General features: G+C 64.9%; 26 protein-coding genes and 1 pseudogene. 12 read left to right on the top strand and 15 right to left on the bottom strand.

What is annotated here, in order from left to right; translation table 11 throughout:
* Positions 1-125 precede the first annotated feature (125 nt).
* From BRADO_RS15930 to BRADO_RS15900, 7 genes are all read right to left on the bottom strand, one after another.
* Positions 126-1,472 carry an ABC transporter substrate-binding protein gene (locus BRADO_RS15930; RefSeq protein ID WP_011926351.1) on the bottom strand — a complete coding sequence of 449 codons (1,347 nt, stop codon included), beginning with the start codon at positions 1,470-1,472 and terminating at the stop codon, positions 126-128.
* Positions 1,473-1,501: 29 nt separating this feature from the next.
* The gene (locus BRADO_RS15925; RefSeq protein ID WP_011926350.1) at positions 1,502-2,557 is read right to left on the bottom strand and encodes a branched-chain amino acid ABC transporter permease; all 1,056 of its coding nucleotides are present in this window, start codon (positions 2,555-2,557) and stop codon (positions 1,502-1,504) included.
* Entirely contained in the window at positions 2,557-3,447 is an 891-nt protein-coding gene (locus BRADO_RS15920; protein ID WP_011926349.1) for a branched-chain amino acid ABC transporter permease, read from the bottom strand. Before BRADO_RS15920 ends, BRADO_RS15925 begins: the two co-directional genes overlap by 1 nt.
* Positions 3,447-4,361 (bottom strand): ABC transporter ATP-binding protein, encoded by a 915-nt coding sequence (locus BRADO_RS15915; protein WP_011926348.1) that lies wholly within the window; start codon positions 4,359-4,361, stop codon positions 3,447-3,449. Before BRADO_RS15915 ends, BRADO_RS15920 begins: the two co-directional genes overlap by 1 nt.
* A gap of 10 nt (positions 4,362-4,371) precedes the next feature.
* A complete protein-coding gene (gene sfnG / locus BRADO_RS15910; RefSeq protein ID WP_011926347.1) occupies positions 4,372-5,484 on the bottom strand; it encodes a dimethylsulfone monooxygenase SfnG in 1,113 nt (370 codons plus the stop codon).
* Positions 5,485-6,855: 1,371 nt separating this feature from the next.
* Positions 6,856-7,113: a hypothetical protein gene (locus tag BRADO_RS15905; RefSeq protein ID WP_011926346.1), complete on the bottom strand. Its 258-nt coding sequence runs from the start codon at positions 7,111-7,113 to the stop codon at positions 6,856-6,858.
* A 66-nt stretch (positions 7,114-7,179) separates the two neighbouring features.
* Positions 7,180-8,220 carry a DUF2778 domain-containing protein gene (locus BRADO_RS15900; RefSeq protein ID WP_011926345.1) on the bottom strand — a complete coding sequence of 347 codons (1,041 nt, stop codon included), beginning with the start codon at positions 8,218-8,220 and terminating at the stop codon, positions 7,180-7,182.
* Between the two features lie 225 nt (positions 8,221-8,445).
* On the opposite strand from BRADO_RS15900, the gene BRADO_RS15895 reads away from it, so the two are divergent.
* From BRADO_RS15895 to BRADO_RS15880, 4 genes are all read left to right on the top strand, one after another.
* Positions 8,446-8,880: a DUF1810 domain-containing protein gene (locus BRADO_RS15895; protein WP_011926344.1), complete on the top strand. Its 435-nt coding sequence runs from the start codon at positions 8,446-8,448 to the stop codon at positions 8,878-8,880.
* A gap of 163 nt (positions 8,881-9,043) precedes the next feature.
* The gene (locus tag BRADO_RS15890) at positions 9,044-9,289 is read left to right on the top strand and encodes a hypothetical protein (RefSeq protein ID WP_011926343.1); all 246 of its coding nucleotides are present in this window, start codon (positions 9,044-9,046) and stop codon (positions 9,287-9,289) included.
* Between the two features lie 189 nt (positions 9,290-9,478).
* The gene (locus BRADO_RS15885; protein WP_011926342.1) at positions 9,479-11,575 is read left to right on the top strand and encodes a PAS domain-containing sensor histidine kinase; all 2,097 of its coding nucleotides are present in this window, start codon (positions 9,479-9,481) and stop codon (positions 11,573-11,575) included.
* Positions 11,576-11,585: 10 nt separating this feature from the next.
* Entirely contained in the window at positions 11,586-12,479 is an 894-nt protein-coding gene (locus tag BRADO_RS15880; RefSeq protein WP_011926341.1) for a dienelactone hydrolase family protein, read from the top strand.
* 21 nt (positions 12,480-12,500) lie between these two features.
* On the opposite strand, the gene BRADO_RS15875 is transcribed toward BRADO_RS15880, so the two are convergent.
* The 3 genes from BRADO_RS15875 to BRADO_RS15865 all read right to left on the bottom strand — a co-directional run bounded on the left by BRADO_RS15875 (position 12,501) and on the right by BRADO_RS15865 (position 15,923).
* Positions 12,501-14,123: an ABC-F family ATP-binding cassette domain-containing protein gene (locus tag BRADO_RS15875; RefSeq protein ID WP_011926340.1), complete on the bottom strand. Its 1,623-nt coding sequence runs from the start codon at positions 14,121-14,123 to the stop codon at positions 12,501-12,503.
* Positions 14,124-14,225: 102 nt separating this feature from the next.
* Positions 14,226-14,684 carry a hypothetical protein gene (locus BRADO_RS15870; RefSeq protein ID WP_011926339.1) on the bottom strand — a complete coding sequence of 153 codons (459 nt, stop codon included), beginning with the start codon at positions 14,682-14,684 and terminating at the stop codon, positions 14,226-14,228.
* Positions 14,685-14,888: 204 nt separating this feature from the next.
* Positions 14,889-15,923, bottom strand: a complete 1,035-nt coding sequence (locus BRADO_RS15865; protein WP_041756578.1) for a glutamine synthetase beta-grasp domain-containing protein — start codon at positions 15,921-15,923, stop codon at positions 14,889-14,891.
* Positions 15,924-16,466: 543 nt separating this feature from the next.
* Between BRADO_RS15865 and BRADO_RS15860 the strand changes: the two genes are divergently transcribed.
* Positions 16,467-16,658, top strand: a complete 192-nt coding sequence (locus BRADO_RS15860; protein ID WP_011926337.1) for a DUF2735 domain-containing protein — start codon at positions 16,467-16,469, stop codon at positions 16,656-16,658.
* 502 nt (positions 16,659-17,160) lie between these two features.
* Positions 17,161-17,914, top strand: a pseudogene (locus BRADO_RS34065) (tyrosine-protein phosphatase).
* An 80-nt stretch (positions 17,915-17,994) separates the two neighbouring features.
* Here BRADO_RS34065 and BRADO_RS15845 read toward each other — a convergent pair.
* Together BRADO_RS15845 and BRADO_RS15840 are read right to left on the bottom strand one after the other, a co-directional pair.
* On the bottom strand, positions 17,995-18,213 hold the full coding sequence (locus BRADO_RS15845; protein WP_009027809.1) for a hypothetical protein: 219 nt from the start codon (positions 18,211-18,213) through the stop codon (positions 17,995-17,997).
* 84 nt (positions 18,214-18,297) lie between these two features.
* Positions 18,298-18,999 carry an SGNH/GDSL hydrolase family protein gene (locus tag BRADO_RS15840; RefSeq protein ID WP_011926333.1) on the bottom strand — a complete coding sequence of 234 codons (702 nt, stop codon included), beginning with the start codon at positions 18,997-18,999 and terminating at the stop codon, positions 18,298-18,300.
* Between the two features lie 131 nt (positions 19,000-19,130).
* On the opposite strand from BRADO_RS15840, the gene BRADO_RS15835 reads away from it, so the two are divergent.
* From BRADO_RS15835 to BRADO_RS15825, 3 genes are all read left to right on the top strand, one after another.
* On the top strand, positions 19,131-19,811 hold the full coding sequence (locus BRADO_RS15835; RefSeq protein WP_011926332.1) for an SDR family oxidoreductase: 681 nt from the start codon (positions 19,131-19,133) through the stop codon (positions 19,809-19,811).
* Positions 19,812-19,902: 91 nt separating this feature from the next.
* Positions 19,903-20,601, top strand: a complete 699-nt coding sequence (locus BRADO_RS15830) for a DUF2161 domain-containing phosphodiesterase (RefSeq protein ID WP_011926331.1) — start codon at positions 19,903-19,905, stop codon at positions 20,599-20,601.
* Between the two features lie 77 nt (positions 20,602-20,678).
* Positions 20,679-20,981, top strand: a complete 303-nt coding sequence (locus BRADO_RS15825) for a hypothetical protein (protein WP_006613488.1) — start codon at positions 20,679-20,681, stop codon at positions 20,979-20,981.
* 98 nt (positions 20,982-21,079) lie between these two features.
* On the opposite strand, the gene BRADO_RS15820 is transcribed toward BRADO_RS15825, so the two are convergent.
* From BRADO_RS15820 to BRADO_RS15810, 3 genes are all read right to left on the bottom strand, one after another.
* The gene (locus BRADO_RS15820; RefSeq protein ID WP_011926330.1) at positions 21,080-21,736 is read right to left on the bottom strand and encodes a GNAT family N-acetyltransferase; all 657 of its coding nucleotides are present in this window, start codon (positions 21,734-21,736) and stop codon (positions 21,080-21,082) included.
* 127 nt (positions 21,737-21,863) lie between these two features.
* Positions 21,864-22,262, bottom strand: coding sequence for a PaaI family thioesterase (locus tag BRADO_RS15815; RefSeq protein WP_041756576.1), 399 nt, complete (start codon positions 22,260-22,262; stop codon positions 21,864-21,866).
* A 120-nt stretch (positions 22,263-22,382) separates the two neighbouring features.
* Positions 22,383-23,663: an ArgE/DapE family deacylase gene (locus tag BRADO_RS15810; protein WP_011926328.1), complete on the bottom strand. Its 1,281-nt coding sequence runs from the start codon at positions 23,661-23,663 to the stop codon at positions 22,383-22,385.
* 175 nt (positions 23,664-23,838) lie between these two features.
* On the opposite strand from BRADO_RS15810, the gene BRADO_RS35425 reads away from it, so the two are divergent.
* From BRADO_RS35425 to BRADO_RS15800, 3 genes are all read left to right on the top strand, one after another.
* Entirely contained in the window at positions 23,839-23,988 is a 150-nt protein-coding gene (locus BRADO_RS35425; RefSeq protein WP_011926327.1) for a hypothetical protein, read from the top strand.
* A 76-nt stretch (positions 23,989-24,064) separates the two neighbouring features.
* The gene (locus BRADO_RS15805; RefSeq protein WP_011926326.1) at positions 24,065-24,334 is read left to right on the top strand and encodes a DUF6719 family protein; all 270 of its coding nucleotides are present in this window, start codon (positions 24,065-24,067) and stop codon (positions 24,332-24,334) included.
* 193 nt (positions 24,335-24,527) lie between these two features.
* Positions 24,528-26,669 (top strand): hypothetical protein, encoded by a 2,142-nt coding sequence (locus BRADO_RS15800; protein ID WP_041756574.1) that lies wholly within the window; start codon positions 24,528-24,530, stop codon positions 26,667-26,669.
* The last annotated feature ends 101 nt before the right edge of the window (positions 26,670-26,770 follow it).

Raw genomic sequence — 26,770 nt, 5'->3', positions numbered from 1 at the left:
CTCTCAGGACGAGGTCCGAATTCTTGGCGAGATGGAAACCCTCATGGTGAGGAGGCGCGTAGCGCCGTCTCGAACCATGAGGCCCCGATCAGTGCGCGGGAGACCAGCTCCCGCGCATGCTGCTCTTACTGCCCGACCGGATCGTCACCGGAGGTGCGGATCTTGATGCCACGCTCCTGCGCATACGCCGTCGAGGACTTCTCGATGATCGGGCGCAGCGCCGCCCAGTCCGGCGAGATCCAGTCCGAGACGACCTTCCACTTGGCGCCGTCCCATTGCTGGAAAGTCACGCGGCCGTTGCCCTCGTGATTGTCCCAGGTGACGTTGATCGAGTGGAACAGGCCCTTGGCGCCGAGCGCCTCGACCCGCGCGGGATCGAGTTGGAGATGCTCAAAACCCCAGCGCACCTCGTCGCCCGCCAAGGTCCGCTTGCCGAACTTCTCCTGCGCGATCCTGACCGCCTCGACGTTGAGGATACCGTTCACGATGCCGAGATTGTGGTAGACGCTGCCGATGCGCTTCTTGTCGTCCAGATTGCCCTTGCCGGCGCCGTAGACGGTCTTGATGACCTCCTGCAGCACCGGATATTCGGCGCCAGAAGCCTGCGTCGTGATCGCGACATAGCCCTTGGCCGCATCGCCTGCGGGGATGACGTCTTCTTCCGAATTGGACCAGACGTTGCCGATGATGTGGTCGACCGGGAAGCCCGTCTTCTGCGCGGTCTTCAGCGCCACCGGGTTCATCACGCCCCAGCCGCGCAGCACGACGTAGTCGGCCTTGGCGCGGCGGATCGACAGCCATTGCGACTGCTGCTCGTTGCCGGGATGCGGCACCTCGATCTGCTCGAGCTCGAAGCCGTATTTGTCCGACAACAGCTTGTAGATCGGGATCGTCTCCTTGCCGTAAGGCGAGCCGTGATACAGCACCACGATCTTCTTGCCTTTCAGCTTCTCCGGCCCGCCCTCGCGCGTGGCGATGTAGTTCACGATGCCCGAGGTCTCGCTATAGGGATTGAGCAGCAGCGGGAACACGTAGGGGAACACGCGGCCGTCGGTGGAATCGGTGCGGCCATGATTGATGGTGATCAGCGGCACCTTGTCCTTGCTGATGCGGTCGATCATCGCATAGGCGATGCCGACCGAGAGCGGATTCCAAGCGGCGACACCCGGCCGGCTCTTCAGCCGCTCATAGACCTCGACGCCGCGCTCGACCTCATATTGCGTCTCGCCCTCGTCCCAGGTCAGCTTGACCCCGTTCACGCCGCCGTCGCGGGTGTTGATCAGATTGAGATAGTCGATGAAGCCGCCAAAGAAGCCGGTGCCGCCTGCCGCATAGGGCCCGACGCGGTAGCTCTGCAGCGGAAAGAACTGCTCGTCGGCCAGAGCGGGCCGCGTCAGGGCCGGCAGGCTGGTCATGAGGCCGAGGGCGAGCGCCGCCCCCAAAGCCAGCTTCGCATGTCTGAACGTCGTCATGTTGATCTCCTTGTGGTGGTGACGGTGTTTCAGGTCTGGGATGAACGGACGCGGCGCAGCGCGCCGGCCGCACGGTCGATCAGCGCGACGAGGCCGCGCGGCTCGGCGATCAGGAAGGCGATGATCAGCGCGCCGATGACGATGCGCTGGCTCATCTCGAGCACGCCGCGATCGAACACGCTGCCAAGCACGGCGGCGCCGAGCCGCGACAGCAGCAGCGGAAAGACCACGATGAAGGCCGCGCCGATGAAGGCGCCACGCAGCGACGCGAGCCCGCCGATGATGATGATGAACAGAATCTGGAACGAGCGATCGAGATTGAAGCCGGCCGGTTCGACCGTGCGCAGGTACGCGAACGCCCAGAGCACGCCGGCGACGCCGATCAGGAACGACGAGACGCCAAAGGCGAGCAGCTTCGTGCGCAACAACGGCACACCGATCACCTTCGCCGCGACCTCGTGGTCGCGCACCGCGATGAAGTTGCGCCCGGTCTGCGACGCCAAGAGACGCGCGGTCAGGGCGGTCGCGACCACCACGATCGTCAACGAGAACACGTAGCGTCCGGTCGCGCTCGTGAACGTCAGTCCGCCGACCCGGATGACCGGCGCGTCGATCACGCCGGAGGCATTGTCATTGGAGAACCAGCCGAACTTGGTCAGCGCCCACTGCACGAAGAACTGCGCCGCGAGCGTCGAGACCGCGAGATAGAAGCCGCGCAGCCGCAGGCTCGGCAGGCCGAACACGATCCCCATGGCCGCGGCGATGCCGCCGGCCAGCACGATATCGGCGAGCAGCGGCAGGACTGGCAACCTCAGATTGAGGTTGTAGGCAGCATAAGCGCCGACCGCGAGGAACGCCGCCGAGCCCAGCGAGACCTGGCCGGCATAGCCGGTCAGCACGTTGAGCCCGACCGCAGCCAATGCCAGCGCCAGGAACGGCGTCAGGACTGCGTCCATCAGATAGTCCGAGCCGATCCACGGCACGACGCCGTAGCCAAGCAGGAGCAGTAGCGCGATGCCGAGCAGGCTCGACGTGCGCCAGGCGAGACGCGAAGGCGTCAGAGCGGTTTCGGCGATCGTGCTCATCACACCCGCTCCACCAGCTTCTGACCGAACAGGCCGGATGGCCGCACCAGCAGCAGCGCCAGCGCGACCACATAGGCCGCCCACGCCTCGATGCCGCCGCCGAAGAACGGTCCGACATAGACCTCCGCGAGCTTTTCGATCGCGCCGATCAGGAGCCCGCCGACGATTGCGCCGGTGATGGAGTCGAAGCCGCCGAGCACCAGCACCGGCAGCGCCTTCAGCACCACCAGCGACAGCGAGAACTGCACGCCGAGCCGCGCGCCCCACAACAGCCCTGCCACCAGTGCGACGATGCCCGCCGCCGTCCACACCGCGGCCCAGACCCGTGGCAATCTCAGTCCGACCGCGAGCGCGGCGAACTGATCATCGGCGACCGCGCGAAACGCCAACCCCGTGCGGGTGTAGCGGAAGAACAGCGTGAACAGCGCCACCATGCTGCCGGCGACGGCGGCGGCAAACAGCTCGAAGCGGCTGATGAAGACGCCGCCGATGTCGAACGGGATGTCGCTGACTCCAATCTCGAGCCCATGAACCTGCGTGCCCCACAGCAGCTGCGCGGCGCCCTCGATCACATAGGATAGGCCCAGGGTCGCCATGAACAGCGTGATCGGCGACTGGTTGATCAGCGGCCGCAGCACCGCGCGCTCGATCGTGATGCCGAGCGCCACCATGATGGCGAGCGTCGCCAGCAGCGCCAGGGCGAACGGCGTGCCGCGCTCGACCAGGCTGACGAAGGTCAGCGCCGCGAACAGCAGCATCGCGCCTTGCGCGAAATTGAGCACGCCCGAGGTCTTGTAGATCAGCACGAAGCCGATCGCGACCAGCGAATACATCACCCCGGAGAGCAGGCCGCCGACCAGCACCTCGATGAGAAACTGATAGTCGAACATCAGATCGCGAGCTCCGTCTCGTCTTCATGGGCGACGCCGAGATAGGCATCGATCACCGCCTGGTTGGTCTTGATCTCGGCCGGCGGTCCGTCGGCGATCTTGCGGCCGTAGTCGAGCACGGCGATGTGGTCGGACAGATCCATGACGATGCCGATGTCGTGCTCGATCAGCACGATGGTGGTGCCGTAGCGGTCGCGCGCGCCGCGCACGTGCTGCGCCAGCTCCTGCTTCTCGCTTAAGGTGACGCCGGCGAACGGCTCGTCCAGCAGCAGCAGTCTTGGACGCGCCACCAGCGCGCGCGCCAGCTCGACGCGCTTCTGCAGGCCGTAGGGCAACGTTCCGGCGATACGGTCCCGCGCCTCCCGCAGATGCAGGAAGCCAACGACCTCCTCCGCGGCGGCGCGGTTCTCGGCCTCGATGTGCCGCGCCAAGGGCGTGCCGACGGCCTGGCGGATGAAGCCGGCGCGCACGCGGTGCGCCAGCCCCATCAGCACATTGTCGAACACGGAAAGCCCCTTGAATAAAGCAAGGTTCTGAAAGGTGCGGGCGACGCCATGGCGCGCGAGCTGCGCGGTCGGCACCTGCCGGAACGCATGATCGCCGAACCAGACCTCCCCTTGCTCCGGCCGGTAGAGCCCGCTGACGACGTTGAGCAGCGAACTCTTTCCGGCGCCGTTCGGACCGATCACAGCGCGGATCTCGCCCTCTGCGACATCGAGATCGATATTGCGGAGGGCAGCGAGACCGCCGAATGACAGCGAGATGTTGGCGAGCCGCAGCACCGTGCGCGCATCGCCCGCGGCCGACGTCGGCACGTCGGCCGGCTCTGCCGCGAGCACCTGACGCGCCGTCCCTGGAGCCCAGGTCTCCAGCGCCAGCACGTCCAGCGGAGTGGTCAGCCCGCTCAACATCATCGCGCTCGCCCTACTCCGCCGCCTGCACTTGCACGCCCGCCTTGGCCGCGGCCTTGGCTTCGAGCTCGCGCACCAGCGGGATCACGTGCTTGCCGAAATAGGCGACCTCCTCCTGGAAGTGCAGGAAGCCGAGCAGAATGAGATCGACCCCGACCTCCTTGAGCGCGACGATGCGCTCGGCGATCTGCAAGGGCGTGCCGATCAGATTGGTCTTGAAGCCGTCATTGTACTGGACCAGATCCTCGAAGGTCGATTTGGCCCAATTGCCCTCGCGCTCCGGCGAGGCCTTGCCGGCATTTGCCACCTCATGCGCGAAGGCATGCACCGCTTCCGGATTGGCGTGGTCGATGATGTCCTTGAGCACGGCTTGCGCCTCGGCCTCGGTGTCGCGCGCGATCGCGAACGCGTTGACGCCGATCTTGACCTGATGATTGTTGGCCTTCGCCTTGGCCCTGATGTCGTCGACCTGGGCCTTGATGCCCTCGACGGAGTTGCCGTTGGTGAAGTACCAGTCGGACACGCGCGAGGCCATGTCGCGCGCCGCGCGCGAACTGCCGCCCTGGAAGATTTCCGGTTGCGGGTCGACCGGCTTCGGCTTCAGCGAGTAGTTCGTGAAGCGGTAGAAATCCCCGCGCAGATTGAAATTGTCCTCGGTCCAGATGCCCCGGAGCGCACGGATGAACTCCTCCGAGCGGCGGTAGCGCTCGTCATGATCGAGCCAGGGCTCGCCGATCGCGGCGAACTCGCCGCGGAACCAGCCGCTGACGATGTTCACGGCCACGCGACCCTCGGTGAGATGATTGATGGTGGCAATCTGCTTGGCGACGACGGCCGGATGCCAGGGGCCAGGCAGGATGGCCGCGATGACCTTCAGCGTGGTGGTCGCCTCGAGCAGTGCATGACTGAACGACACGGACTCATGCTGATATTCGGCGCCATAGCCGGCGGTGAAGCGGATCTGGCTCAGCGCGTAGTCGAAGCCGCTTGCCTCCGCAATCTGCGCCAGCTTCTTGTTATAGCCGATGTCCCAGCTGGTGCGCTGCTCGATATTGGAGATCACCAGCCCACCCGACACGTTGGGCACCCAATAGGCGAACTTGATCGATGAATCCTTGGTCGTCATGCGCTTTCCTCACTTGTCTTGATCGTCACGAATGCCGTCTGGCCTCGATGAGGACGGCCGCCGGCCACTGCGCTGCCGGCCCGGCAGCACGTGTTGGTTGGCTCGGAGATTCGAATGATGAGCAGGCAGCGCCTGCTGTGACCGAGGCGTCGACGCGCCCGGCCGTCATGTCAATGTATCAACAGATCCAGGCACAGACCGTGTGCAACAGGCTTCCGTTCATGCGGAGAACCGCATCGCTGGAGTGATTGCCGATGTTGGCGGTCATGCAAGTCCCCTCTGTCAATCACCGTTCGACCGACGCACGAAGTCTCGCAGAGAAGCACCGACGCAGCGAGTCCAAGACCGTCTCTTTTTGGATGGGGAGGTAAAACCGTCTTCCGTAGTTTGGCGCGACGTGGATCAATTTCACTTCCGGCCTGTTTCAGTTTCGCGGACCGGGAGCTTATCGTCAGGTGTGAACTAATAGAAACAGATCTGCCGTTCGCTGTCGGCTCAATCTCAGAAAAGAAAATCATCACTGCACGTCGGGCAAATCAGTCCGAAATCTTCCATAGTTCGCGAACAGCCGGAGGTTGAACTAGCCGATCCGGCGCTGCGCGCAGAAGCAAATTTCTCCAGACGCATCAAGCTGATTTGCCCTGTCCAGTCCTGCGGTCAAAAATTTTCCGCTTTTCCTAAAATGGATTCGATGCTCTTGTGGGGACATCTCCCGTTCGCAGGAGGGGCGGTTCGCGGTCGTCACGGACGTTGAGCGGGAGGAGCGGTGAACGCGATGGCAGCGCAGCGCATCTTGCGCCGACGAACGTTGCCGTCACGTACGGTCAAGTCGCGTGGTCCCGGCATCCCGACGCTGATGCCGCGCTGGTGCGAAAGCATCATGCGCATGACGGTGACCAGAACGCCCGGCGCACCGGGGAGAACGCGAAGCAGCCGTTAAGATCGCCGCGCGGGGAATGCCGGATGACCGGCTGAACCTGTGGTGACTGCCGCCTGCTTTCTTTTCTGCAGGCGGGCCATGGGTTGCGGCCAGCAGCCCGGCATTCCCCGCGCCCTCTGTCTTCGGGGGGCGACACGGATGGATCCCTCGGGCGCAGCATGCGCCGCGAGAATGCTAAGGCATGCGTCGATGATGCATCGTGTTCGCGAGAAATCTGATCGGAACGAAGTGGCGCTACTTCCACCGCTGTCATGCCCCGCGCATGCGGGGCATCCAGTACGCCGCGGCCCCTCGGTCGATCACAACGGCCTCGGCGTACTGGATCGCCCGGTCAAGCCGGGCGATGACACCGAATGTGACGTGCGAGCGGATGGTCAACGGGAGCCACAGCAGAAGCCACGTGTCTCGTCGCGTCTCCGCTCACACCGTCTTCACAGCAGCTTCGCACTCACGAACAGCGTCCGCACCGCATTGGTCGCCTGCACCGTCATGATGGCGTTGTCGGCGGCGGCCTGCAGTGCCGACATCGCCTGGTCGTGCAGCGACTTGAACTCCATCCATTCGACCGCGTTGAGGCTGGTGAGGAACTGATGCGCCTGCCCGACCGTCGAAATCACGACCGGCTTGCCGTTCACCTTGATGTTGAACGTCGTACGCAGACGCGTTTCGGAACGTGCGGGATCAATCATGGGGACCTTCCGGAAGATGCGACTGGCGTCGCCGCCGTGGTCGCGCCGGGGCCCAGCAACGAAACGTCACTCGGTCTTTTGCGCGGTCCGCGTCGGTGTGTCAGCCTCGAGCCCGACGACGACGACGAGTCGGTTGAACTCGCCGTCATCATACGCCTTCAGGAAGCGATCGTAATTCTTGATCGAGACGCAGCCGTTCGAATCACCCTCGGGACCAAGCATATAGGGGTGGGTCAGCAATCCGCTGCGGCCGAGGGTCGTGCCCTCGACCACGTTCATGCGCAGGGCGCGCACGCCATGAAACGGCTTTTCACGCGGCTTCAGATCGTAGGTCGCAGGCGGCGTCGCGCCGACCATGCGCTGATTGACGTGCTCAGGGTCGTCGCGCAGGTTGCCCATGCCGGAGTGCGCTTCGAGCCCGATGCCCGAGGGCAGATAGACCATCTTGGCCTTGATGTCGTACACCGCCGTTTTTTCGTATCCGAGCGCGCCGAGATCGATGCCCGAGCGCACGATGCCGCTGTCGGGACCAAGCGAGGCGAATTTGGACGGGCTCGGCAGCAGGTCCGACAGCTTCTGCAGGATCGAGCGGTCGTCGACGCGGCCGACCGCCTCCGGCGCGCTCGCCGACACCAGGTTCGTCGGCATGCTGGCGACCGACGGCCGCGGGCGCGGCAGCGGCACGCCGGGCGCGGGCATCGTGACCATGTTGCCCTCGGTCAGCATCGGACGCCAATCGCTGTTGTTCGGATCGCGCTGATTCGGATCGCGCGATTCCATGCCGCGCACCAGCGCGGCCCGCGCATCCAGAAGCTGCCGATCGATGCCGCGCAACGCGAACCGGTCGAGCGCCCGCACCGCGTCTTTTTCCGAATAGGCTGTCGCGGAGGCGGAGGCCGGCGCGAAGCGGTTCTCGAAGGTCATGGATGGCGGGGGAGCTTCAGGAAGCGCCGCCGTGGCCCCGGGCGACTGCTCGCCGCTGACACCGATCCAAGCCGCCGCGCCCGCGGCGATCGCAAGTGCGGCAAGCACCAATGCGATCGCTTCGGAGCGCCCGAAGCGGCTTTGCGACAACAGAACGTCCACGCTTGCTTCACTGGAAGCCATCACGTCCCCGATATACCCCCTCTTCGAACACCCGCAGAAGCTGTCCGACCCCAAGGGGTACGATTCGACCCGTCATGACATAGGATGGCAAGAGTGCGGCATAATCTAGACAAACGCCAGCCCGGAATGCTCCGGCACGGGCGGAATTGCGAAGCCCCGCCGGGTCGCATGCCTCAGCTATAGAGTATGAAATACTATCGTTATTTCAGTGAGTTGGAGATCGAGATGGATGTAGAAGGTCATGATCTCGGCCGATTTGTCGACGCACAGAATTCAATTTATTCGCGCGTGACCGCCGAACTTGCCGAGGGCGCCAAGCAAAGCCACTGGATGTGGTTCATCTTTCCTCAGGTCGAAGGGCTCGGCAGTTCGCCGATGGCCCAGCGCTATGCGATTCGCTCTCGCGCCGAGGCCGAAGCCTATCTGGCGCATCCGATGCTCGGCGGCCGGCTCGTCGAATGCACCCGGCTGTTGCTGGAGGTCCAGGACCGGTCGCTGCGCCAGATCCTCGGTACGCCCGACGACATCAAGTTTCGCTCCAGCATGACGCTGTTCGATTGCATTCGCCCCGGCGCGGAGTTCGCTTCCGCGCTCGACCGCTATTGCGGTGGTGCGCGCGATCCGGCGACGCTGGCATTTCTGCGGCGCGGCACGCCGTGACCCTGCATCGAACAGGCGCGTCACACGGACGTCGCCGGTAGCATGCTGATGAGTTGGCCGATCAGCTGTCGGGATTTCAGGTGATAGTCGCGAGACGAAACTTGATCGCGCCAAGATTTGCGGCTCCCATCCGCCGCATTGTTCCTTCCAGGGAGACACGCTCATGAAGAAGCTTTTTCTCATCGCCGCGCTCGCGACCTTCGCTGCCGGCTCCGCCTTCGCCGAGGACAGCTGCGAAACCAAGGCCGTCGGCAAGGACGGCAAGGCGCTGTCCGGCGCCGCCAAGACCTCGTTCATGAAGAAGTGCATGGCCGAGACCTGTGAGACCAAGGCGGTCGGCTCCGACGGCAAGAAGCTCGCGGGCGCCGCCAAGACCAGCTTCATGAAGAAGTGCGAGGCCGGCGGCTGACCCCATCGCTCACGACGTCAGCGCCCCGCCACCACGGCGGCGGGGCGCTGAGAACCATCTTTCCAGTTCCATCGGAGGAGCGTACCGCGGCGGTCATTGACATGGTATGTTGTCAGCCGAACTCCACAGCGAGCTGAGCATGCCTTGTGACGATCCATCGATATCGAAACGCGACGAGGCCCTCAAAGCGTGAGTTCCGCAGAGATCGACACGCTCCGCCGGCGCCTGCGGGAGCTCGAAAGTGAAAATGCCCGGCTGCAGGCGCGGTTCGCCGCCGACGCCGGCAAACGCGCTGAGGCCGAAACAGCTTTGGCCGAAAGCGAGGAGCGCTATCGGACGCTGTTCAACTCGATCGACGAAGGCTTCTGCATCATCGAGTTCTTCGACGGCCCGCACGGCCCCTTGAGCGACTACGTGCATGTCGAGGCCAATCCGGCCTATGCCCTGCACGCCGGAATCCCCAACGTGGTCGGGCAGAAGGTGCGGGAGATGGTGCCGGGCGAGGCCGACGGCTGGGTCGAGCTGTATGGCGGCGTCCTGCGCACCGGCGAGCCGATCCGCTTCGAGCGCGAACTGGTCGCCACCGGACGCTATCTGGAGCTTGCGGCGTTCCGCGTCGAGCCGGCCAGCCGCCGCCAGGTCGCGGTGCTGTTCCAGGACATCACCCCGCGCAAGCGCGCCGAGGCGGCGCTGCAGGAGATCAACGACACCTTGGAGGCGCGCGTCGTCGCCGCACTGGCCGAGCGCAAGCTGCTCGCCGACATCGTCGAGGGCACCAACGCCTTCGTACAGGTGGTGGATACCCAGTTCCGCCTGATCGCCGTGAACGGCGCCGCCGTCCAGGAGTTCGGCCGCATCTTCGGCGTACATCCCAAAGTGGGCGACAACCTGCTGGACCTGTTCAAGGACCTGCCGGAGCATCAGGCGGCTGTCCGCGCCGTGTGGTCGCGCGCGCTTGAGGGCGAGGAGTTCGTCGAGATCGGCGAATTCGGCGTCGCCGGTCGCGACCGCCGCTTCTACGAGCTGCGCTTTTCGGTGCTGCGCGACGCCCGGGGCGAACAGATCGGCGCCTATCAGTTCGCCTATGACGTCACTGAGCGGTTGCGCGAGCAGGCTCGGTTGCGCGAGGCGGAGGAGGCGCTGCGTCAGTCGCAGAAGATGGAGGCGGTGGGCCAGCTGACCGGCGGCATCGCGCACGACTTCAACAATCTGCTGACCGGGATCATGGGCTCCCTGGAGATGCTGCAGACCCGCATGCGCCAGGGCCGCTTCACCGATGTCGACCGCTATGTCGCGGCGGCGCAAGGCGCCTCGAAGCGCGCGGCCGCACTGACCCATCGTCTGCTCGCCTTCTCGCGCCGGCAGACGCTCGATCCCAAGCCGACCGACGTCAACCGGCTGGTCATGGGCATGGAGGAGCTGGTCCGCCGCACCGTCGGCCCGCAGATCCATCTGGAGGTCGTGACCGCCGGCGGGCTCTGGCCGGCGCTGATCGATTCCTCGCAGCTCGAAAGCGCCCTGCTCAACCTCTGCATCAATGCGCGCGATGCGATGCCCGAAGGCGGCCGCATCACGATCGAGACCGCGAACAAGTGGCTGGACGACCGCTCCGCGCGCGAACGCGACCTGTTGCCCGGGCAGTACATCTCGCTGTGCGTGACAGACACCGGCACGGGCATGACCCCTGACGTGATCGAGCACGCCTTCGATCCGTTCTTCACGACCAAGCCGATCGGCCAGGGCACCGGCCTCGGGCTGTCGATGGTCTACGGCTTTGCACGGCAGTCGGGTGGACAGGTGCGGATCTATTCCGAGGTCGGCCAGGGCACCACGATGTGTCTCTATTTCCCGCGCCATTATGTCGGCGAGGCCGAGGCCACCGATCCCGCGCGAGGCAGCGCTGCGACGTCGGCCCGGACGGGGCAGACCATCCTCGTCGTCGATGACGAGCCGACCGTGCGGATGCTGGTGATGGAGGTGCTGGACGAGCGCGGCTATGCGGTGATCGAGGCCAAGGACGGCCCGACCGGCCTTGCCGCCCTGCAGTCCAATGTGCGGATCGACCTCCTGATTACCGATGTCGGCCTGCCCGGCGGCATGAACGGCCGCCAGCTCGCGGACGCCGCGCGCGCGACACGACCGGATCTGAAGGTGCTGTTCATCACCGGCTACGCCGAGAACGCGATCCTCGGCAATGGCCAACTGGCGCCGGGAATGCAGGTGCTGACCAAGCCGTTCGACGTCGAGGCGCTGGCCGGCCGCGTCACCGAGATGATCGAGAGCTGAGGGACGGAGGATGTGGCGCAGCGGATCCCGTCGTCACCTCGCGACCGCAGGCTTCTGCCTGCTGACGACGCTGTCGGTGGTCTCGGCGTCGGCAGCTCAGCCGGAGACGGTCTACTTCCCGAGTGCCGACGGCCACACCGAGCTGACGGGCTATCTGTTCAAGCCGCAGGGCGCCGGACCTTTTCCAGCGATCATCATGCTTCATGGCCGGGGCGGCCCCTACTCCTCCAACGTCAACGCGGACTGCACGCTGGTGTCGCGCGCGGTGCCTGCATCGCCGTGCAACGCCGGAACGCTGTCGAAGCGGCACATCATGTGGGGCGACTATTGGGCCGAGCGCGGCTATCTCGCGCTGTTACCCGACAGCTTCGGTCCGCGCGGCAAGGCGCACGGCTTCGGACGCTTCACGCATGACGATCCGGATCGCGCCGATGTCAACGAGCGGACCGTGCGGCCGCTCGATGCCGAGGGGGCGCTCACCTATCTGCGCCAGCGCAGGGACGCCGCAGTGGAGCGCATCGTGCTGCAGGGCTGGTCGAATGGCGGCAGCACGGTGCTGAACGTGCTGCTGCGCGAAGGGCTGCAATCGTCCCTCCGCGGCGCGCTCATCTTTTATCCCGGCTGCGGCGAGAGCTCGCTGCTCGGTCCGACGCTCAGAAGCCGTGTCCCCATCCAGCTGTTTCTCGCCGCTGATGACGAGGAGGTCTCGCCGACGCTCTGCAATGCCATGGCAGAACGCTCGCGGCAGGCCGGCACCGCGATCGACACGACGATCTATCCCGGCGCGACCCACGGTTTCGACGAGCCCTCGGCCAGCCGCCAGGCCACCCCCGGTAATGGCCCGGCGATGGACGACACGCTCCGGCGCGCCGCTCCTCTCGTCTTTGACTGGCTGAAACAATGACGCGCGGCAGCCGCCACGCGATCAGCTGCGCAGGCCCGGCGCCTCGTGGCCGCTGCGGGCGACGTATTCCGTATAGCCGCCGCCATATTGATGCAGCCCGTCAGGCGTCAGTTCCAGCACGCGGTTCGACAGCGCCGCCAGGAAATGCCGGTCGTGCGAGACGAACAGCATGGTGCCCTCGAAGTTCGACAGGGCCTCGATCAGCATCTGCTTGGTCGCCATGTCCAGATGGTTGGTCGGCTCGTCCAGCACCAGGAAGTTCGGCGGATCATAGAGCATCTTGGCCATCACCAGCCGCGCCTTCTCGCCGCCCGACAGCACCCGGCAGCGCTTCTCGACGTCATCGCCCGAGAATCCGAAGCAGCCGGCCAGCGCGCGCAGCGAGCCCTGCCCGGCCTGCGGAAAGGAATGCTCCAGCGACTCGAACACGGTCTCGTCACCGTCGAGCAGGTCCATCGCATGCTGCGCGAAATAGCCCATCTTGACGCTGCCGCCGATCGTCACCGAGCCGTCGTCGGGCTCCGCGGTGCCCGCGACGAGCTTCAGCAAGGTCGACTTGCCGGCGCCGTTGACGCCCATCACGCACCAGCGCTCGCGGCGCCGGATCATGAAGTCCAGCCCATCATAGATGCGGCGGCTGCCGTAGCTCTTCGACACCTTCTTCAGCGCCACCACGTCCTCACCCGAGCGCGGCGCCGGCAGGAAGTCGAACGCCACGCTCTGGCGGCGCTTGGGCGGCTCGACGCGCTCGATCTTGTCGAGCTTCTTGACCCGGCTCTGCACCTGCGCCGCATGCGACGCTCGCGCCTTGAAACGCTCGATGAACTTGATCTCCTTGGCGAGCATCGCCTGCTGGCGCTCATATTGCGCCTGCTGCTGCTTCTCGTTCAGCGCCCGCTGCTGCTCGTAAAAATCGTAGTCGCCGGAATAGGACGTGAGCTGGCCGGCGTCGATCTCGATGACCTTGTTGATGATGCGGTTGATGAACTCGCGGTCGTGCGAGGTCATCAGCAATGCGCCCTCGTAGCCCTTGAGAAAGTGCTCGAGCCAGATCAGGCTTTCGAGATCAAGATGGTTCGACGGCTCGTCGAGCAGCATGACGTCGGGACGCATCAGGAGGATGCGGGCCAGCGCGACGCGCATCTTCCAGCCGCCGGACAACAGGCCGACGTCCTTGTCCATCATCTCCTCGGAGAAGCCGAGGCCGGCCAGCGCCTCGCGGGCGCGGCTGTCGAGCGCGTAGCCGTCGAGCTCCTCGAACCGTGCCAGCACCTCGCCGTAGCGCGCGATGATCTCGTCCATCTCGTCGGCGCGGTCCGGATCGGCCATCGCGGCCTCGAGTTCCTTGAGCTCGGCGGCGACCGAGGACACCGGCCCTGCCCCGTCCATGACCTCGGCCACGGCACTGCGGCCAGACATCTCGCCGACGTCCTGGTTGAAATAGCCGATGGAGATGCCGCGATCGGTCGAGACCTGGCCCTCGTCCGGCTGCTCGCGGCCCGAGATCATCCGGAACAGCGTCGTCTTGCCGGCCCCGTTGGGGCCGACCAGCCCGATCTTCTCGCCGCGCTGGAGCGCGGCGGAGGCTTCGATGAACAGGATCTGGTGGCCGACTTGCTTGCTGATGTTGTCGAGGCGGATCATGTGGGCTCAGGCGGTGGACGGGTTGCCGCCGCTCTTAGTCGATGCGCGCCGCCGGTGGAAGGCGCAATTTTGCACCGCAACTGGCGTCCCGAACCGGCCCGGTCAGCGCCCCTTCGGCCGGAAATCCTGGTTGCCGAACGGCTTGTCGGTGGGGATGCGGATGGCGACGAAGCCGCGCTCCATCGTGGCGTGGCACGCATTGCAACCCGAGGTCAGCTCGGTCACGGCGGAGGCAAAACGCTTGCCGTCCTTGGCGGCGATCGAATCGGAGATCGACTGGATCGGCTGGCTCAGCGTGGTCACGTTGTCGACCGGCAGTCCCGCATAGAAGCTGGCGGCATCGGCGAGGCTCTGCTTGAGCTGCGCCAGCTCGTAGGCGGCGAGGTCCCAGTTCTTGGCCTGTCCGGCGAACCACAGCTTGGCGTGCCTGACCTGAACGAGATTCATGATGTCGCCGAGCCGCGGCAGATACTGGTCGGCATTGGACGGGGCCGGCGCGACCGCCAGCGAGAGCGCCGTGCCGGCAAGCACGACGCCAACCACCCATTTGCGATAGTTCATACGACACTCCGCTTCCAACAATCTGCGTCTCCGCCGTCCAACCGACGGATACCGCTCCCGCGGGGAGCCGGACTTGCGATTGATCAAGACGGACTTCGAGAGTTCGCGCAGACGAAGCGGGCTCCCAAACGAATGATCCGCCGGAGCGGTTGCTCCGGCGGATCATCACGTCAGCCCCTGCCCCGGGGTGTTGTGTTCGGCGTCTTAGGCTGCGGCTTTCGCGCCGGTCGGAACCGTCGAGATCGTCTTCAGGACCTGAGACGCGATCTGGTAGGGGTCGCCCTGCGAGTTCGGACGGCGGTCTTCCAGATAGCCCTTGTAGCTATTGTTCACGAACGAGTGCGGCACGCGGATCGAGGCGCCACGGTCGGCCACACCCCAGCTGAAGGTGTCGATCGAGGCGGTCTCGTGCTTGCCGGTCAGACGCATGTGGTTGTCCGGACCGTACACGGCGATGTGGTCGGCGCGGGCTTCCTTGAAGGCGTCCATCAGCTTCTCGAAGTACTCCTTGCCGCCGACTTCGCGCATGTGCTTGGTCGAGAAGTTGCAGTGCATGCCCGAGCCGTTCCAGTCGGTGTCGCCGAGCGGCTTGCAGTGGAACTCGATGTCGATGCCGTACTTCTCGGTCAGGCGCAGCATCAGGTAGCGGGCCATCCACATCTGGTCGGCGGCGGTACGCGAGCCCTTGCCGAACACCTGGAATTCCCACTGGCCCTTCGCCACCTCGGCGTTGATGCCTTCATGGTTGATGCCGGCCGCGAGGCAGAGGTCGAGATGCTCCTCGACGATCTTGCGGGCGACGTCGCCGACGTTCTTGAAGCCGACGCCGGTGTAGTACGGGCCCTGCGGAGCCGGATAGCCGTACTCGGGGAAGCCGAGCGGACGACCGTCCTTGTAGAAGAAGTACTCCTGCTCGAAGCCGAACCATGCGTCCGGATCGTCCAGGATGGTGGCGCGGGCGTTCGACGGATGCGGGGTCTTGCCGTCCGGCATCATGACTTCGCACATCACCAGCACACCGTTGGTGCGGGCGGCGTCGGGATACACGGCGACCGGCTTCAGCACGCAGTCGGAGCTATGGCCTTCGGCCTGCATCGTCGACGAGCCGTCGAAGCCCCAAAGAGGCAGCTGTTCCAGGGTCGGGAAGGAGGAAAATTCCTTGATCTGTGTCTTGCCGCGCAAATTCGGCACCGGCTTGTAGCCGTCGAGCCAGATGTACTCGAGCTTGTATTTCGTCATTGAGCCTCTCTGTCTTATCGAAAGGTGGGAGCCCAGCAATCGAAGGCTCCCCGCTTACCCGGCCACGATCGGCCAGCGCTCTCTTAAGCATGGAACGTGCCAAACTCCGCGACGTCCCGCCGCAGCTGATTGTGCATAACCGGGAGCGAAAGGATGGAACTCGTGGGGTACGGAGGTGCGGCAAAGCAGCGCGCCCGGGATTGCACGGGACGCATGGCGTCGCGCACGCCGCGCTCAAAACCCGCTTGATTCCTTGGCATTTGCGGCGCCGCGCAAAAGCGGGCGAACAAGTCGACGGCAGTTCCCGGACATTTTCGAAAAGCTTCCGGGGTTCGCTTCGCAACCTTTGATCGGGCCCAAGCGTTAGTCACCTGCACGTTGCTTCGTTGGGTGCAGATCCACATTTGCCTTCAAAACAAGCAGTTTGTGATTTCGTTTTGATCATATTGCATTGCTGGAGGCAGCCGCCGATATCAAAGCTGGTAACCACACGAGAACGAGTCGGGCGCACCATGGGTTGTGGTTCGACGAAAGGAGAGTTCGATGGACACGAATGTGAAAGAGGGATCCGCGAGGATCTATCAATTCCCGCGCGGCGGGCGCGCCGGCCTCGCGCCTCGTCGCGGCGAAGCGTCTGCGCGGCAGATTGCGCCGTCCTTGCAGCCTGCCATCTACAGCGGCAGCTGGTATCACGACGAGGCGATCCAGGAAGCCAAGCCGGCGTGGGACCGCTGATGTCGACAAGTCTGATGATGAACGTAGCGCGCTGCTGCTGAAGGGTCGGACCGATGAGGTTCCGGCCCTTTTGCTTTCTGAGCGGTCCTTCGCTCTGCCTATTCGCAGATGCTCGTCGGGCGCCGGGCATGACGAACCCGGGTTCGACCGTCGTTGCCGATCGTCAGCGTCACGCCAGCCCCGGAATAGCGAGGGCCTGACACCGCAAATCGACGTGCCAGAACCACCTCACCACCCGTCGATCTGCATGAAGCCGCGGGAATCCTGGGGATAGAAGCCCACATAAAGCGGGTACCGTCCGCGCAGCGATAGCTGGTGACAGATTGCGCGCGGCCAACATCGATCGCGCCAAATACTCCGCCTGCACATGTCATGGCCGCCATGGCCAGCATCGAGATCCGCTGAATCGTATCCCCCGCCCGGTCCTTATAACGCTGAGGCAGACCAGGAAAGTGCCACTGAGGCGTTTCACACACTCCCCCTGCTGACGTACATTCCGCTGATGTCCAGCACGCTGCCTCCGCAACCTGCCCGTCACCTCGGCCTAGAAGGCGCCAGCAACTTCAGGGATCTAGGCGGATATCCCAGCCGCGACGGGCGTCACGTGTTGGCGGCAGATCTTTCGGTCCAACCATCTCGGCCGCCTGACCGAAGCGGATGTCGCGACCGTCCGCAAACTCGGTGTCCGCACCGCGTTCGATTTCCGCGAAGATGAGGAACGGACCGCCGGTCTCTGCGCGATTGCCGAGATCAGGGTTCACTCCCTGCCGATCGAACCGAGCGTCGTACCGGCCTTGCGGGAGCGATGGGCCGCGGGACAACTGACGGCGGACCATGCGCTGGAGCTGATGCGCGAATCCTATCGCAACTACATTCGTCGGCAGACGCCGCGCTTTCGCGCGCTGTTCGACCATCTGACCGGGGATCACGCGCCGCTGGTGATCCATTGCACGGCCGGCAAGGACCGCACTGGCGTCGCCTGCGCGCTCGTCCTCGTCGCGCTGGATGTGGACGACGACATCATCATGGAAGACTACCTGCTCACCAACCAATACTTCCGGCGTGACGCAGCCGCACATCCCGAGCTTCCGCGAGACGTGCTCGAGGCGATCGGGACCGTGCAGGCCTCGTTCCTGGCTGCGGCCCTCGACACGATTCGCCAGGATTATGGAGATCTCGAAGCCTATCTGCGCGACGGTCTCGGTGTCGACGGCGCCGCGCGCGAAGCCCTGAAACAGCGCTATCTCACCGGGTGAGATGCGTGAGCGTTGCGATCGAGCAACGCACGTCGTACCTCGCGCGATCAGGATGATCGCAACATCTTGGCGATTTCAGATCAAGCCGCTTCGATGTCGGCGCTTTCGGCCGCTTCCAGCGCATCGAGATCGGCGATCACCTCCTCGAACGCGGAGATCGCCTGCTGCACGGCCGCAATCTGCATCAGCTCCCAGCCGCTCACCGGACCCGAACGATTCTGCAAGGCAACCACGAGATCCCGCCGCTGCTCTTTCAGCTGCACCAGCGGCAAACCATGATCCGGCAGATGTCTCATCATGACAAAGCTCCAACGCCCAACAAGCGGCACAGGAGAACGCTACCCCGTCACGCTGGCGATCAGCTTACGAAACTCCGGCAAATTTTATCGATCTGCCGGCCGCGTCGCATCGGCCATCATGGCCCTCACCAAAACCTCGCTGACCATTGCGGTCGCGCATTCGCTCATGTGAAGACGCTGGTCGTGCCCATCGTCGAGAGCCGACAGCGGAACGCCTGCGTCGCACCAGCTCTTCATCAGGTCCCAGCGTCTGAACTGGTTGACGCCCGCGTCGGAGGCGACCTTCGCGATCCGCCGCTGCATCTCGGAAGCCTGCGCCAAGCGATCCGACTTGTCGACGACGGCAAAGGTGTATTGCAGGTCCATGACGATGACGTCGACCTCGAGTCTCGCGAGCCAGCCGAGGCCGACGCGAAGAGCCGTTTCCACCTCGTCGAAGCTGGTCGTCTCGTAGCGGTAGACGGCGTTGGTGCCGACTTGCCATATCACCAGCGACGGATGCTCCGCGAGGACGTCGGGTTCGAACCGGGATAGTTCCTCCGGAGCCTCCTGGCCGCCGATGCCGCGATTGAGCACATCGATGAGGCGGCCAAAATTGGCCTTGCGCAGCTTCTGCTCGAGCCGCGCCGGAAACGCCACGATATCGTTGGTGCCTGCGGTCGAGGATGAGCCGAGCGCGACCACGCGCGTCTTGCGCTGGGCCGTCAGGCTTTGGCGGAAATGGCGCAGCGGATGAGGAAGCGAAGCGAAAATATCGGGAAAATCGCCAAAGTTTGTCGTGGTCATGGTCACCTCGGGCGAACCACGCTGTCTGATTGCAAATCAATGCAGCAGCCGCGTAGCCATTGCAACTCGCCCGCTTGGCCATAGTATAACGGACGGCGCTGCGGGGCGTGCGAACGGGGACCGGGGACGGAATGAACGGAGCGGTGATTGTCATTACAGGGGCGCAGGGAGCGCTCGGGCGCAGCGTTGCCGATCTTGCGCTGGCGCGTGGCGCGCATGTTGCCGGCATTGATCACGCCCAGGCTGAAATCCCCGCCAGTGACGACCGCATCGAGCTCGGCGGCGTCGATCTTTCCGATCCCGAGCAGGCCAAGGTCGCGATCGACTCGGTGGCCGCGCATTTCGGCACGCTGGACGCGCTCATCAACATTGCAGGCGCTTTTGCCTTCGAGCAGACCGCCGACGGCGACGACAGCGTCTGGGAGAAGATGCATGCGCGCAATCTGATGACGGCACTGCACGCTTCTCGCGCCGCGATCCCGCATCTGGTTCGCTCAAGCACCGGCCGCATCGTCAATATCGGCGCAATGGGCGCGCTGCAGGCCGGCGCCGGCATGGGCCCCTATGCCGCGTCGAAGTCGGGCGTGCATCGGCTCACCGAAGCGCTGGCGGCGGAATGGAAAGGCAAGATCACTGTCAACGCGGTGCTGCCCTCCACCATCGACACGCCCGCCAACCGCGCCAGCATGCCGAAGGCTGACTTTGACAAATGGGTGACACCGCAAGAACTTGCCGAGGTGATCCTGTTTCTTGCCAGCGAGGCCGCGAGCGGCGTGACCGGCGCCTTGATACCGGTGGTCGGCCGCATGTAGCAGCGTGATCGCTCACGAGCCGAGTTGGCGCTGACATCGTGCGGTGCATCAGGCTAGACTCGCCTGCCTGAGTCGCAACGATGGACGGCCCTTGGAAACCGCGCTCTACCTTCCCGTGAAACGCTTCCTCGAACAGCTCGGCTTCTCGGCCAAGGGCGAGGTCGGCGGCTGCGACGTGGTGGCGCTGAAGGGCGATGATCCGCCGATTGTCGTCATTTGCGAGCTGAAACAGGCCTTCAATCTCGAACTGCTGCTGCAGGCCGTCGATCGCGCCGGAGCTTGTGACGAAGTCTGGGTCGCGGCCAGCCTCTCGGCCCGCGGCAAAGGTCGCGAGAGCGACGCGCGCTACCGTAATCTCTGCCGCCGGCTCGGCTTCGGCATGCTGGGCGTCACCTCGTCAGGACAGGTCGAGGTGCTGGTGCCGCCGCCCACGACGGCGCCGCGCAAGAATCCGAAGAAGCGATCGCGCCTCGTGATCGAGCACCAGAAGCGCAAGGGCGACCCGGCAGCCGGCGGCTCGACGCGGGCACCGATCATGACGGCCTACCGGCAGCAGGCGCTCGCCTGCGCTTCGGCGCTCTCTGGCGGGCCCAAGCGCGTCCGCGAGTTGCGCGTGGAGATTCCGGATGCCCCGAAAATCCTGCAGCGCAACGTCTATGGTTGGTTCGACCGGGCCGAACGCGGCGTCTATGTCCTGACGAAAGCCGGGCACGCGGCCTTGCGCCGCTGGCCTCAGGATATCCACATGACGTCGGCAGCGTTGCCGGATCGCGACATGGTGAATGCATAGCTGGCCTGCCACGCGGAATTCATATTGCAATGCAACAATTCTACTTCTAGGTATCCGGGACGATTCACGAGGCCCAAATGAGCGAAGATTGGAACACCAAGTACGGTCCGCGTCGCGTCAGGCGTGATCCCCCGACTCTGGAGGAAGCGATCTTCGCGGCATCCGGCATCACCGACGATGTTCAAGCCCAGGCGGAGATCGCCTCGGCCCTGATGGGTCTGCCTCTTGAGCAGGTGCTGCCGGAGGTCAAGAAGGCCGTCCGCGTCGCCGCGCGCACCAACACCCGCGTCATCACGGCAGACCAGGGCACGCAGCAGCGCGCTGTCGTGGTCGAGCGGCGCACGGTGCGCCGCTTCAACTTCGACAAGCGCACGGCCTGAACTCGGACGCTCATTCGCCTCACTGAGCTCTTCGACAAAAAGGCGCGGCAGCGATGATCGCTGTCGCGCCCTTTTTTGATCCATGGACGATGCGCACCTCAGGCGGCGCGCTTGTCGCCATACATGTGCGTCATCAGTTTCCAGCAGGCGCGGTTCAGATTGAAGAACGCCCGCGCCGCTGCGATCGGCGTGTCGATGACCAGCTTTGCCAGCTCGTCCTGCGGCTGCCGGCTCAGATCGATCGTTCCCGTCGATTCGCCGTGACGGAACGCCAGATGCGCGCCGAACTTGGCCGCGAGCGCCCGCATCGCGTGGTTCTGCGAGCCCGTCGTCACACGCAGTTCGCGATAGCCTTTCCAGCGCGCTTCCGAGATCACGCGTTCGAACAGCAGACTGCCGACGCCACGGCGGCGTACGCAGGACTCGACGCTGAACGCAATCTCCGGCAGCCCATCCTCGGACTGCTCCGGCGGATGCAGCTCGGCGGCGCCGCGCACCATGCCGTTTTCCATATAGGCGACGACGATCGTGCCATCGGCCGCACAGCGGGCCGCGTAGCGTTCGATGAAACTGTCATCGAGAAAACCGTTGAAACGATCATGCCGGCTCTCGGGATCGAGCCGCAGCAGATGATCGCGCAGCAGCGGCAGTTCCTCGTGCTGGCTCAGCGTCCGCACATAGCCGAAGCCCGGCCGGGGACGAAAGATATCTACCTGTGACACTGCCAAAGACTCCTCTTCGAAGCCCTCCCGCACAGACGTCTTCCCTAGACAGGTCGTATATTGTGCATTGCAACATCCATTGCAAGCCCCGGGCTCTACGGGGAGAACATGCCGCCATGCACCGGCCGCGTGAGTTGATGAATCATGTGTGTACGAATCATCACAGCACGAGCTGGGTCTGGATCACGATCGCCACCAGCTTACCGTCGTCCGTCTCGATGCGGGTCTGCCAGACCTGGGTACGGCGGCCGCGATGCACCGGCGTGGCGGTCGCCGTCACGACGCTTCCTTCCTTGGCGCCGCCGATGAAGTTGGTCTTGCTCTCGATGGTCGTTGTGCCCTTCGCATCCTCCGGCAGGTTGATCACCGTCGCAGCCGCGCCCACCGAATCGGCCAGCGCCATCACGGCGCCGCCGTGGATCGTGTGGTGCAGCGTGCACAGGTCCGGCCGCACCGTCATCTGCGCCACCACGCGTTCGGCACTCGCCTCGGTGAAGGTCACGCCTTTCAACTCCGCAAACGGCAACTTCAGCGCGTTGATCTTCTCGAGCGGCGTCATCGCGATCCCTTCCCTGTCATCCGGCGACACGTCTTCTGCGTGTCTGCCCCGCATCTGGACGCGAGATGGAGCAACGGCAATGACCTGCGAGGTCATCGCCCACAGTCCGATCCTCGCCGCTCAGGCCTTCTCGACACCGCACCATTCAGCAATGAACAGCGCCATGGTCTTGGTCACTTGGCGCAGCGAGTCCAGCTCGACATATTCGTTGAACCCGTGCATCGCGGCACCGGTCGCCCCGAAACACAGGCTCGGGATGTTGTAGTTGAGGCCGTAGAACCGCGTATCGGTCAGCGCGGTGAAGACGAGATCCTGCACCGCGCCGCCATACACCGCATTGAAGGCCTTGCCGAACGCAGCCTCCGGCTCGGCGGAGTTGGTCAGCTCATAACCTTCCGACAGGAAGCCGGACCATTCGATCACCGGTGGATTGTTGGACAGGAAACGATGGTCACGCGAGGCGGCGCCGACGCAGGCGAGAATCTCGTTCTGGCAGTCCTTGACCGACCAACCGGGCAGGATCGCAATTCGGCAATCGACGTCGCACCACGCCGGCACGCTCGAGGCCCAGTCGCCGCCCTTGATGATGCCCGGATTGAAGTTGATCGGGTGATCGAGCGTCTTGAAATGCCGGTCGCTCTTCGCGCGCTCGTTCCAGTCCGCTTCCAGCTTCTCCAGCGCGTGAATCAAATGATAGGTCGCCTGGATCGCATTGGCGCCGATGCCGGCCTCGAACACATGCGCCGGAAAGCCGCGGACCTTGATGCGGAACCAGATCACGCCGACCTGCGACCGCACCATCTTGCCGCCGGTCGGTTCCGGGATGAAGCAGGCATCGGCGCGATAGCCGCGCTGCAAGGTCGACAACGCGCCGACGCCGGTGCTTTCCTCTTCGATGACGGACTGGAGGTGGATGCGCGCGGTCGGTGTATAGCCCGCGGCCTTGATGGCATCGAGCGCATAGAGCGCGCCGATCGTGCCGGACTTCATGTCGCAGGCGCCGCGGCCGTACATCCGGCCATCGCGGATGACCGGTGAGAACGGCGGCGTCTCCCACATGTCGAGCGGGCCCGCCGGCACGACGTCGCAATGCCCTTGCACGATCAGCGAATGTCCTGCGGAGGTTGCGGGCCTGAAGGTTCCAACCACGCTTCGCGCCTTCGAGAAGTCGTGCTCGATCGGGCCGTAGCCGCGCATGTCCTTGAGATCGTCGAGCTCGATATGCCAGTCGTCGACCTCGTAGCCGCGCGCCCGCAGGAGATCGCCGAACATGTCCTGGCACGGCCCTTCGGCACCGCGGGTCGAAGGAATCGCAACGAAGTCCCTCGTGGTCTCGAGCTGGCGGCCGAAGCCGGTGTCGACGGCGTCGACGATCCGTTGCGTGATGTCCTCAGTGATCATGCCTGTACAGGTCCCAGTTACTGGCGACTCAGCAAATCACACTCTGCTACATAAGTGCACCGGATTCGCCACTGCTTTCAGAATCGCAGACCGCACCGTACATTTAGGCATACCCGCGCTGCCGGGACATACTTGATCCTCGGACTTTATCCCTGGACTTTCCCTGGACCTCCACATGTCGGATCCGCGCAACATCCTTTATTTTCTTCTCGGCATCATCGTCGTTGCGTTCATCGTGCTGGGCTATAATTTCTATCATGCCAAGTGGCAGACCGAAGGCGCGCAGATCAATGGCGGCCCGACGACAGCGGTCCGAGCGGGCTGACCCTTCGAGAGCAAATCACCCGAAGTAAGTCACCCAAAAGTCGGTTGTTCGAAAGCAAGGCGTCCGGAAGCAAGTCATGCGTGTTCAAATCTGGTTCGTGCCGGCAGCCGCCGCGTGTCTTGTCGGCGGCGGCGTCGTTCTCTGCATGCTAGCCGCGCCCGCGCGCGCGCAATATGTCGGGCGCGAGCAGGACATCACGGATCTCCGGCTCGGGCAGCGGGTGCAGGTCGATGACGGCACATGCCCGGCCGGCCAGGTGAAGGAGGTCCTGGGATCCAGGATGTCGGAAAACGGCATCGTCCGCACCGTTTCCTGCGTGCCGCGCTTCGGGCCGAAGAAGAAATAGTCGCCTTGCTCGCGGCTGCCGTTCACGCTCGGCCGCAGGCATGATCAGGGATTGTGAGCTCGGTCACGTCTGACCGTGACCCGTGATCCAGCGCACATTCCCCGACTGTCGATAGCAGCGATCCTCTCCCCGCAATTTGGATCGAACGGCGACCCGCGCTCTGCGCGCGACATCGCCAATGGGGAGACAGAACATGAGCAGCTTCGATAACGGGTTCAATCAGGATAACGGCTTCGGCCAGCAGGTCGGAGACGGCGTGTCGTCAGGTCTGGCGACGGCGGGTGAGGCCATCGGAGGTGATACCGGGGCCGCCCTGTCATCGGCCGGCGATACCGTCGGTCACCTCGCCGGCGACGTTGCGGGCATCGCAGGCGGCGGCGATGGCGCGCTTGCGGCGGGAGGCGACGCGCTTCACACAATCGGCGACTTGGCCGGCGGTGACGTCGGCGATGTGCTGACCTCGATCGGCGATGTGCTGAAAGACGGCACCGAGGGGATCGGCGACAAGGCCGGCGACGCGATCGGGTCGGCGATCGGCGACCTTGGCCACGCCATCGGCGGTGACGTCGGGGACGCCATCGGCGGCGCCGCCGACGTCATCGGCGATGTCGCCGGAGACTTGGTCGGCGGGGCGCTGGGCGCTTTGACCGGTGGTCCCGGCGGCCTTGCCGACGCCGCGCAAGGCGCGCTTGGCGCCATCGAGCATGCGGCCGCCGGAGCAGCAGATGGAATTGCTGGCGCGATCGGCGGCGACCTCGGCCAGGATGTGGCCGGCCTTGTCAATGCAGTCGGCGATGTCGCCGGCGCGGTGAACGGAGCCATCGGCGCGATCGAGGGAGCCGGCAGCGCTGTCGGTGGCATCATCGGTGACGCGGTCGGTGCCGCAGAAGGGATTGGCGGCGCGGTGGTCGGCGCCATCACGGGCGCGGACAGCGTGGGACATGCGGTCGACGGCATCATTGGCGGCAGCTTCGGCGCAGTCGAAGGAGCCGTCGAGGGCGCGGCCGCTGGACTGGGAGGCGTGGTCGAAGGTGTCACCGGCGCCGTCGACGGTGCCCTGGGCGCTGTCGGCGACGTGGTCGGCGCGACGGGCGGGCTTCTCGGAGATGCTGGTCAGGGCCTGGAGAACCTCGGCAACAACATCGGGGGTACGGCGGGCGACATCATCGGCGGCATCGGCGCCGGGCTCGAGGGCGCGGGATCTGCCCTGAACGATGTCGGCGGCTTCTTCAATTCAGCCGGCGGCGCCATCGGTGACCTCGGCGGGGCGGTCGGTGGCGCCATTGGCGCAGCCGGGGGTGCAATCGGCGGCGCCATCGGAGACGTCGGACACGCCGCGGGCGATGCGATCGGCGGGATCGTCAATGAAGTGGGCGGCGCGATCGGCGATGCTGTGGGTGGTGCTGTCGATGCCGTCGGCGGGGCCATCGGAGACGCCGTCGGCGCGGTGGGCGACGCGATCGGCGGCGTGGTCGACGCAATCGGCGGCCTGTTCAGCGGCGGGCATGATAACGGCGGCTCCAGCGGCGGCGGTGAGGCCAACAATGGCGATCATGGCGGAAACAGCGGCGGCGGCGACAATGCAGGAGGCGGCAACGAGGGTGGCGGCCACGAAGGCAGCGGCAACGAGGGCGGCGGCTCCGGAGAGGGCGCTGGGAACGGCAATGGCGGCGGCGAGAGCGGCATGCCGGACCCGGAGGGAAGCGGCTCGGGCGGCGTGAACTCCTCGCCGAATCCGGACGGCGGGGACACCGATGGCAATGACGGCAACAGCCACATTTCCGTCGTCGGACACGGCCATGGCGGCGGCGGTGATGGCAGTGGCGAGGGCGTGGGCGATCTTGGTGACATGCTGGGTGCTCCCGGCAGTCACGGCTCGCACGGTTCGGGCGGAGTCAACCCGTTCCACGATCCCGGCGAGGAAATGCCAAATCCGGACGATTCCGGTTCGGGCGGACCGACCAGCAACATCGCGCATGTCCTCGCGTCCGCAGACCTTGCGGCAGCCGCCGGCCATGGCGGCGAGAGCAGCATTATCATCGTCGGCGGCAGCTTCTGGGATCAGGCGGCGGGCGCAGCCCATGACGGCAGTTCGTCCACACATCTCGGCGCGGCGATTGCGGATCACGGTCTCGCCCAGCCGGCCATCGCGGATGTCGGTGCGGCCGGCATCAGCACGCATGATCTCTCCTCTGCGCTCGACAGTGGCGCCGCTCACGCCATGCTCGGCCATGGCCTATCCGACGCGGGGCTGGCCCATGCCGGCGACCTCGGGTCGATCACGCTGCACGACATGTCGCTCGGCAACGCATTCGCCCATCAGATGCATATCTGACGAGCCGCTTGGAACGGGAGCCGCAGCCGTAATGCGGCGGCTTCCGGCCCTGCCGAGACATATGTGACGCGCCGCACAGAAGGAGACGTTCAAGTCCCGTT

This window comes from Bradyrhizobium sp. ORS 278 (assembly GCF_000026145.1).
In the GTDB taxonomy this organism is placed as follows: Bacteria; Pseudomonadota; Alphaproteobacteria; order Rhizobiales; family Xanthobacteraceae; genus Bradyrhizobium.
This window is presented reverse-complemented; position numbering and strand designations above follow the sequence as displayed.

Bases quoted from the DNA above. Each gene is read 5' to 3' on its own strand.
- BRADO_RS15930 (WP_011926351.1), bottom strand. From the start codon at position 1,472: ATGACGACGTTCAGACATGCGAAGCTGGCTTTGGGGGCGGCGCTCGCC.
- BRADO_RS15925 (WP_011926350.1), bottom strand. From the start codon at position 2,557: ATGAGCACGATCGCCGAAACCGCTCTGACGCCTTCGCGTCTCGCCTGG.
- BRADO_RS15920 (WP_011926349.1), bottom strand. From the start codon at position 3,447: ATGTTCGACTATCAGTTTCTCATCGAGGTGCTGGTCGGCGGCCTGCTC.
- BRADO_RS15915 (WP_011926348.1), bottom strand. From the start codon at position 4,361: ATGATGTTGAGCGGGCTGACCACTCCGCTGGACGTGCTGGCGCTGGAG.
- sfnG (WP_011926347.1), bottom strand. From the start codon at position 5,484: ATGACGACCAAGGATTCATCGATCAAGTTCGCCTATTGGGTGCCCAAC.
- BRADO_RS15905 (WP_011926346.1), bottom strand. From the start codon at position 7,113: ATGATTGATCCCGCACGTTCCGAAACGCGTCTGCGTACGACGTTCAAC.
- BRADO_RS15900 (WP_011926345.1), bottom strand. From the start codon at position 8,220: ATGGCTTCCAGTGAAGCAAGCGTGGACGTTCTGTTGTCGCAAAGCCGC.
- BRADO_RS15895 (WP_011926344.1), top strand. From the start codon at position 8,446: ATGGATGTAGAAGGTCATGATCTCGGCCGATTTGTCGACGCACAGAAT.
- BRADO_RS15890 (WP_011926343.1), top strand. From the start codon at position 9,044: ATGAAGAAGCTTTTTCTCATCGCCGCGCTCGCGACCTTCGCTGCCGGC.
- BRADO_RS15880 (WP_011926341.1), top strand. From the start codon at position 11,586: ATGTGGCGCAGCGGATCCCGTCGTCACCTCGCGACCGCAGGCTTCTGC.
- BRADO_RS15875 (WP_011926340.1), bottom strand. From the start codon at position 14,123: ATGATCCGCCTCGACAACATCAGCAAGCAAGTCGGCCACCAGATCCTG.
- BRADO_RS15870 (WP_011926339.1), bottom strand. From the start codon at position 14,684: ATGAACTATCGCAAATGGGTGGTTGGCGTCGTGCTTGCCGGCACGGCG.
- BRADO_RS15865 (WP_041756578.1), bottom strand. From the start codon at position 15,923: ATGACGAAATACAAGCTCGAGTACATCTGGCTCGACGGCTACAAGCCG.
- BRADO_RS15860 (WP_011926337.1), top strand. From the start codon at position 16,467: ATGGACACGAATGTGAAAGAGGGATCCGCGAGGATCTATCAATTCCCG.
- BRADO_RS15845 (WP_009027809.1), bottom strand. From the start codon at position 18,213: ATGATGAGACATCTGCCGGATCATGGTTTGCCGCTGGTGCAGCTGAAA.
- BRADO_RS15840 (WP_011926333.1), bottom strand. From the start codon at position 18,999: ATGACCACGACAAACTTTGGCGATTTTCCCGATATTTTCGCTTCGCTT.
- BRADO_RS15835 (WP_011926332.1), top strand. From the start codon at position 19,131: ATGAACGGAGCGGTGATTGTCATTACAGGGGCGCAGGGAGCGCTCGGG.
- BRADO_RS15825 (WP_006613488.1), top strand. From the start codon at position 20,679: ATGAGCGAAGATTGGAACACCAAGTACGGTCCGCGTCGCGTCAGGCGT.
- BRADO_RS15815 (WP_041756576.1), bottom strand. From the start codon at position 22,262: ATGACGCCGCTCGAGAAGATCAACGCGCTGAAGTTGCCGTTTGCGGAG.
- BRADO_RS15810 (WP_011926328.1), bottom strand. From the start codon at position 23,663: ATGATCACTGAGGACATCACGCAACGGATCGTCGACGCCGTCGACACC.
- BRADO_RS35425 (WP_011926327.1), top strand. From the start codon at position 23,839: ATGTCGGATCCGCGCAACATCCTTTATTTTCTTCTCGGCATCATCGTC.
- BRADO_RS15805 (WP_011926326.1), top strand. From the start codon at position 24,065: ATGCGTGTTCAAATCTGGTTCGTGCCGGCAGCCGCCGCGTGTCTTGTC.
- BRADO_RS15800 (WP_041756574.1), top strand. From the start codon at position 24,528: ATGAGCAGCTTCGATAACGGGTTCAATCAGGATAACGGCTTCGGCCAG.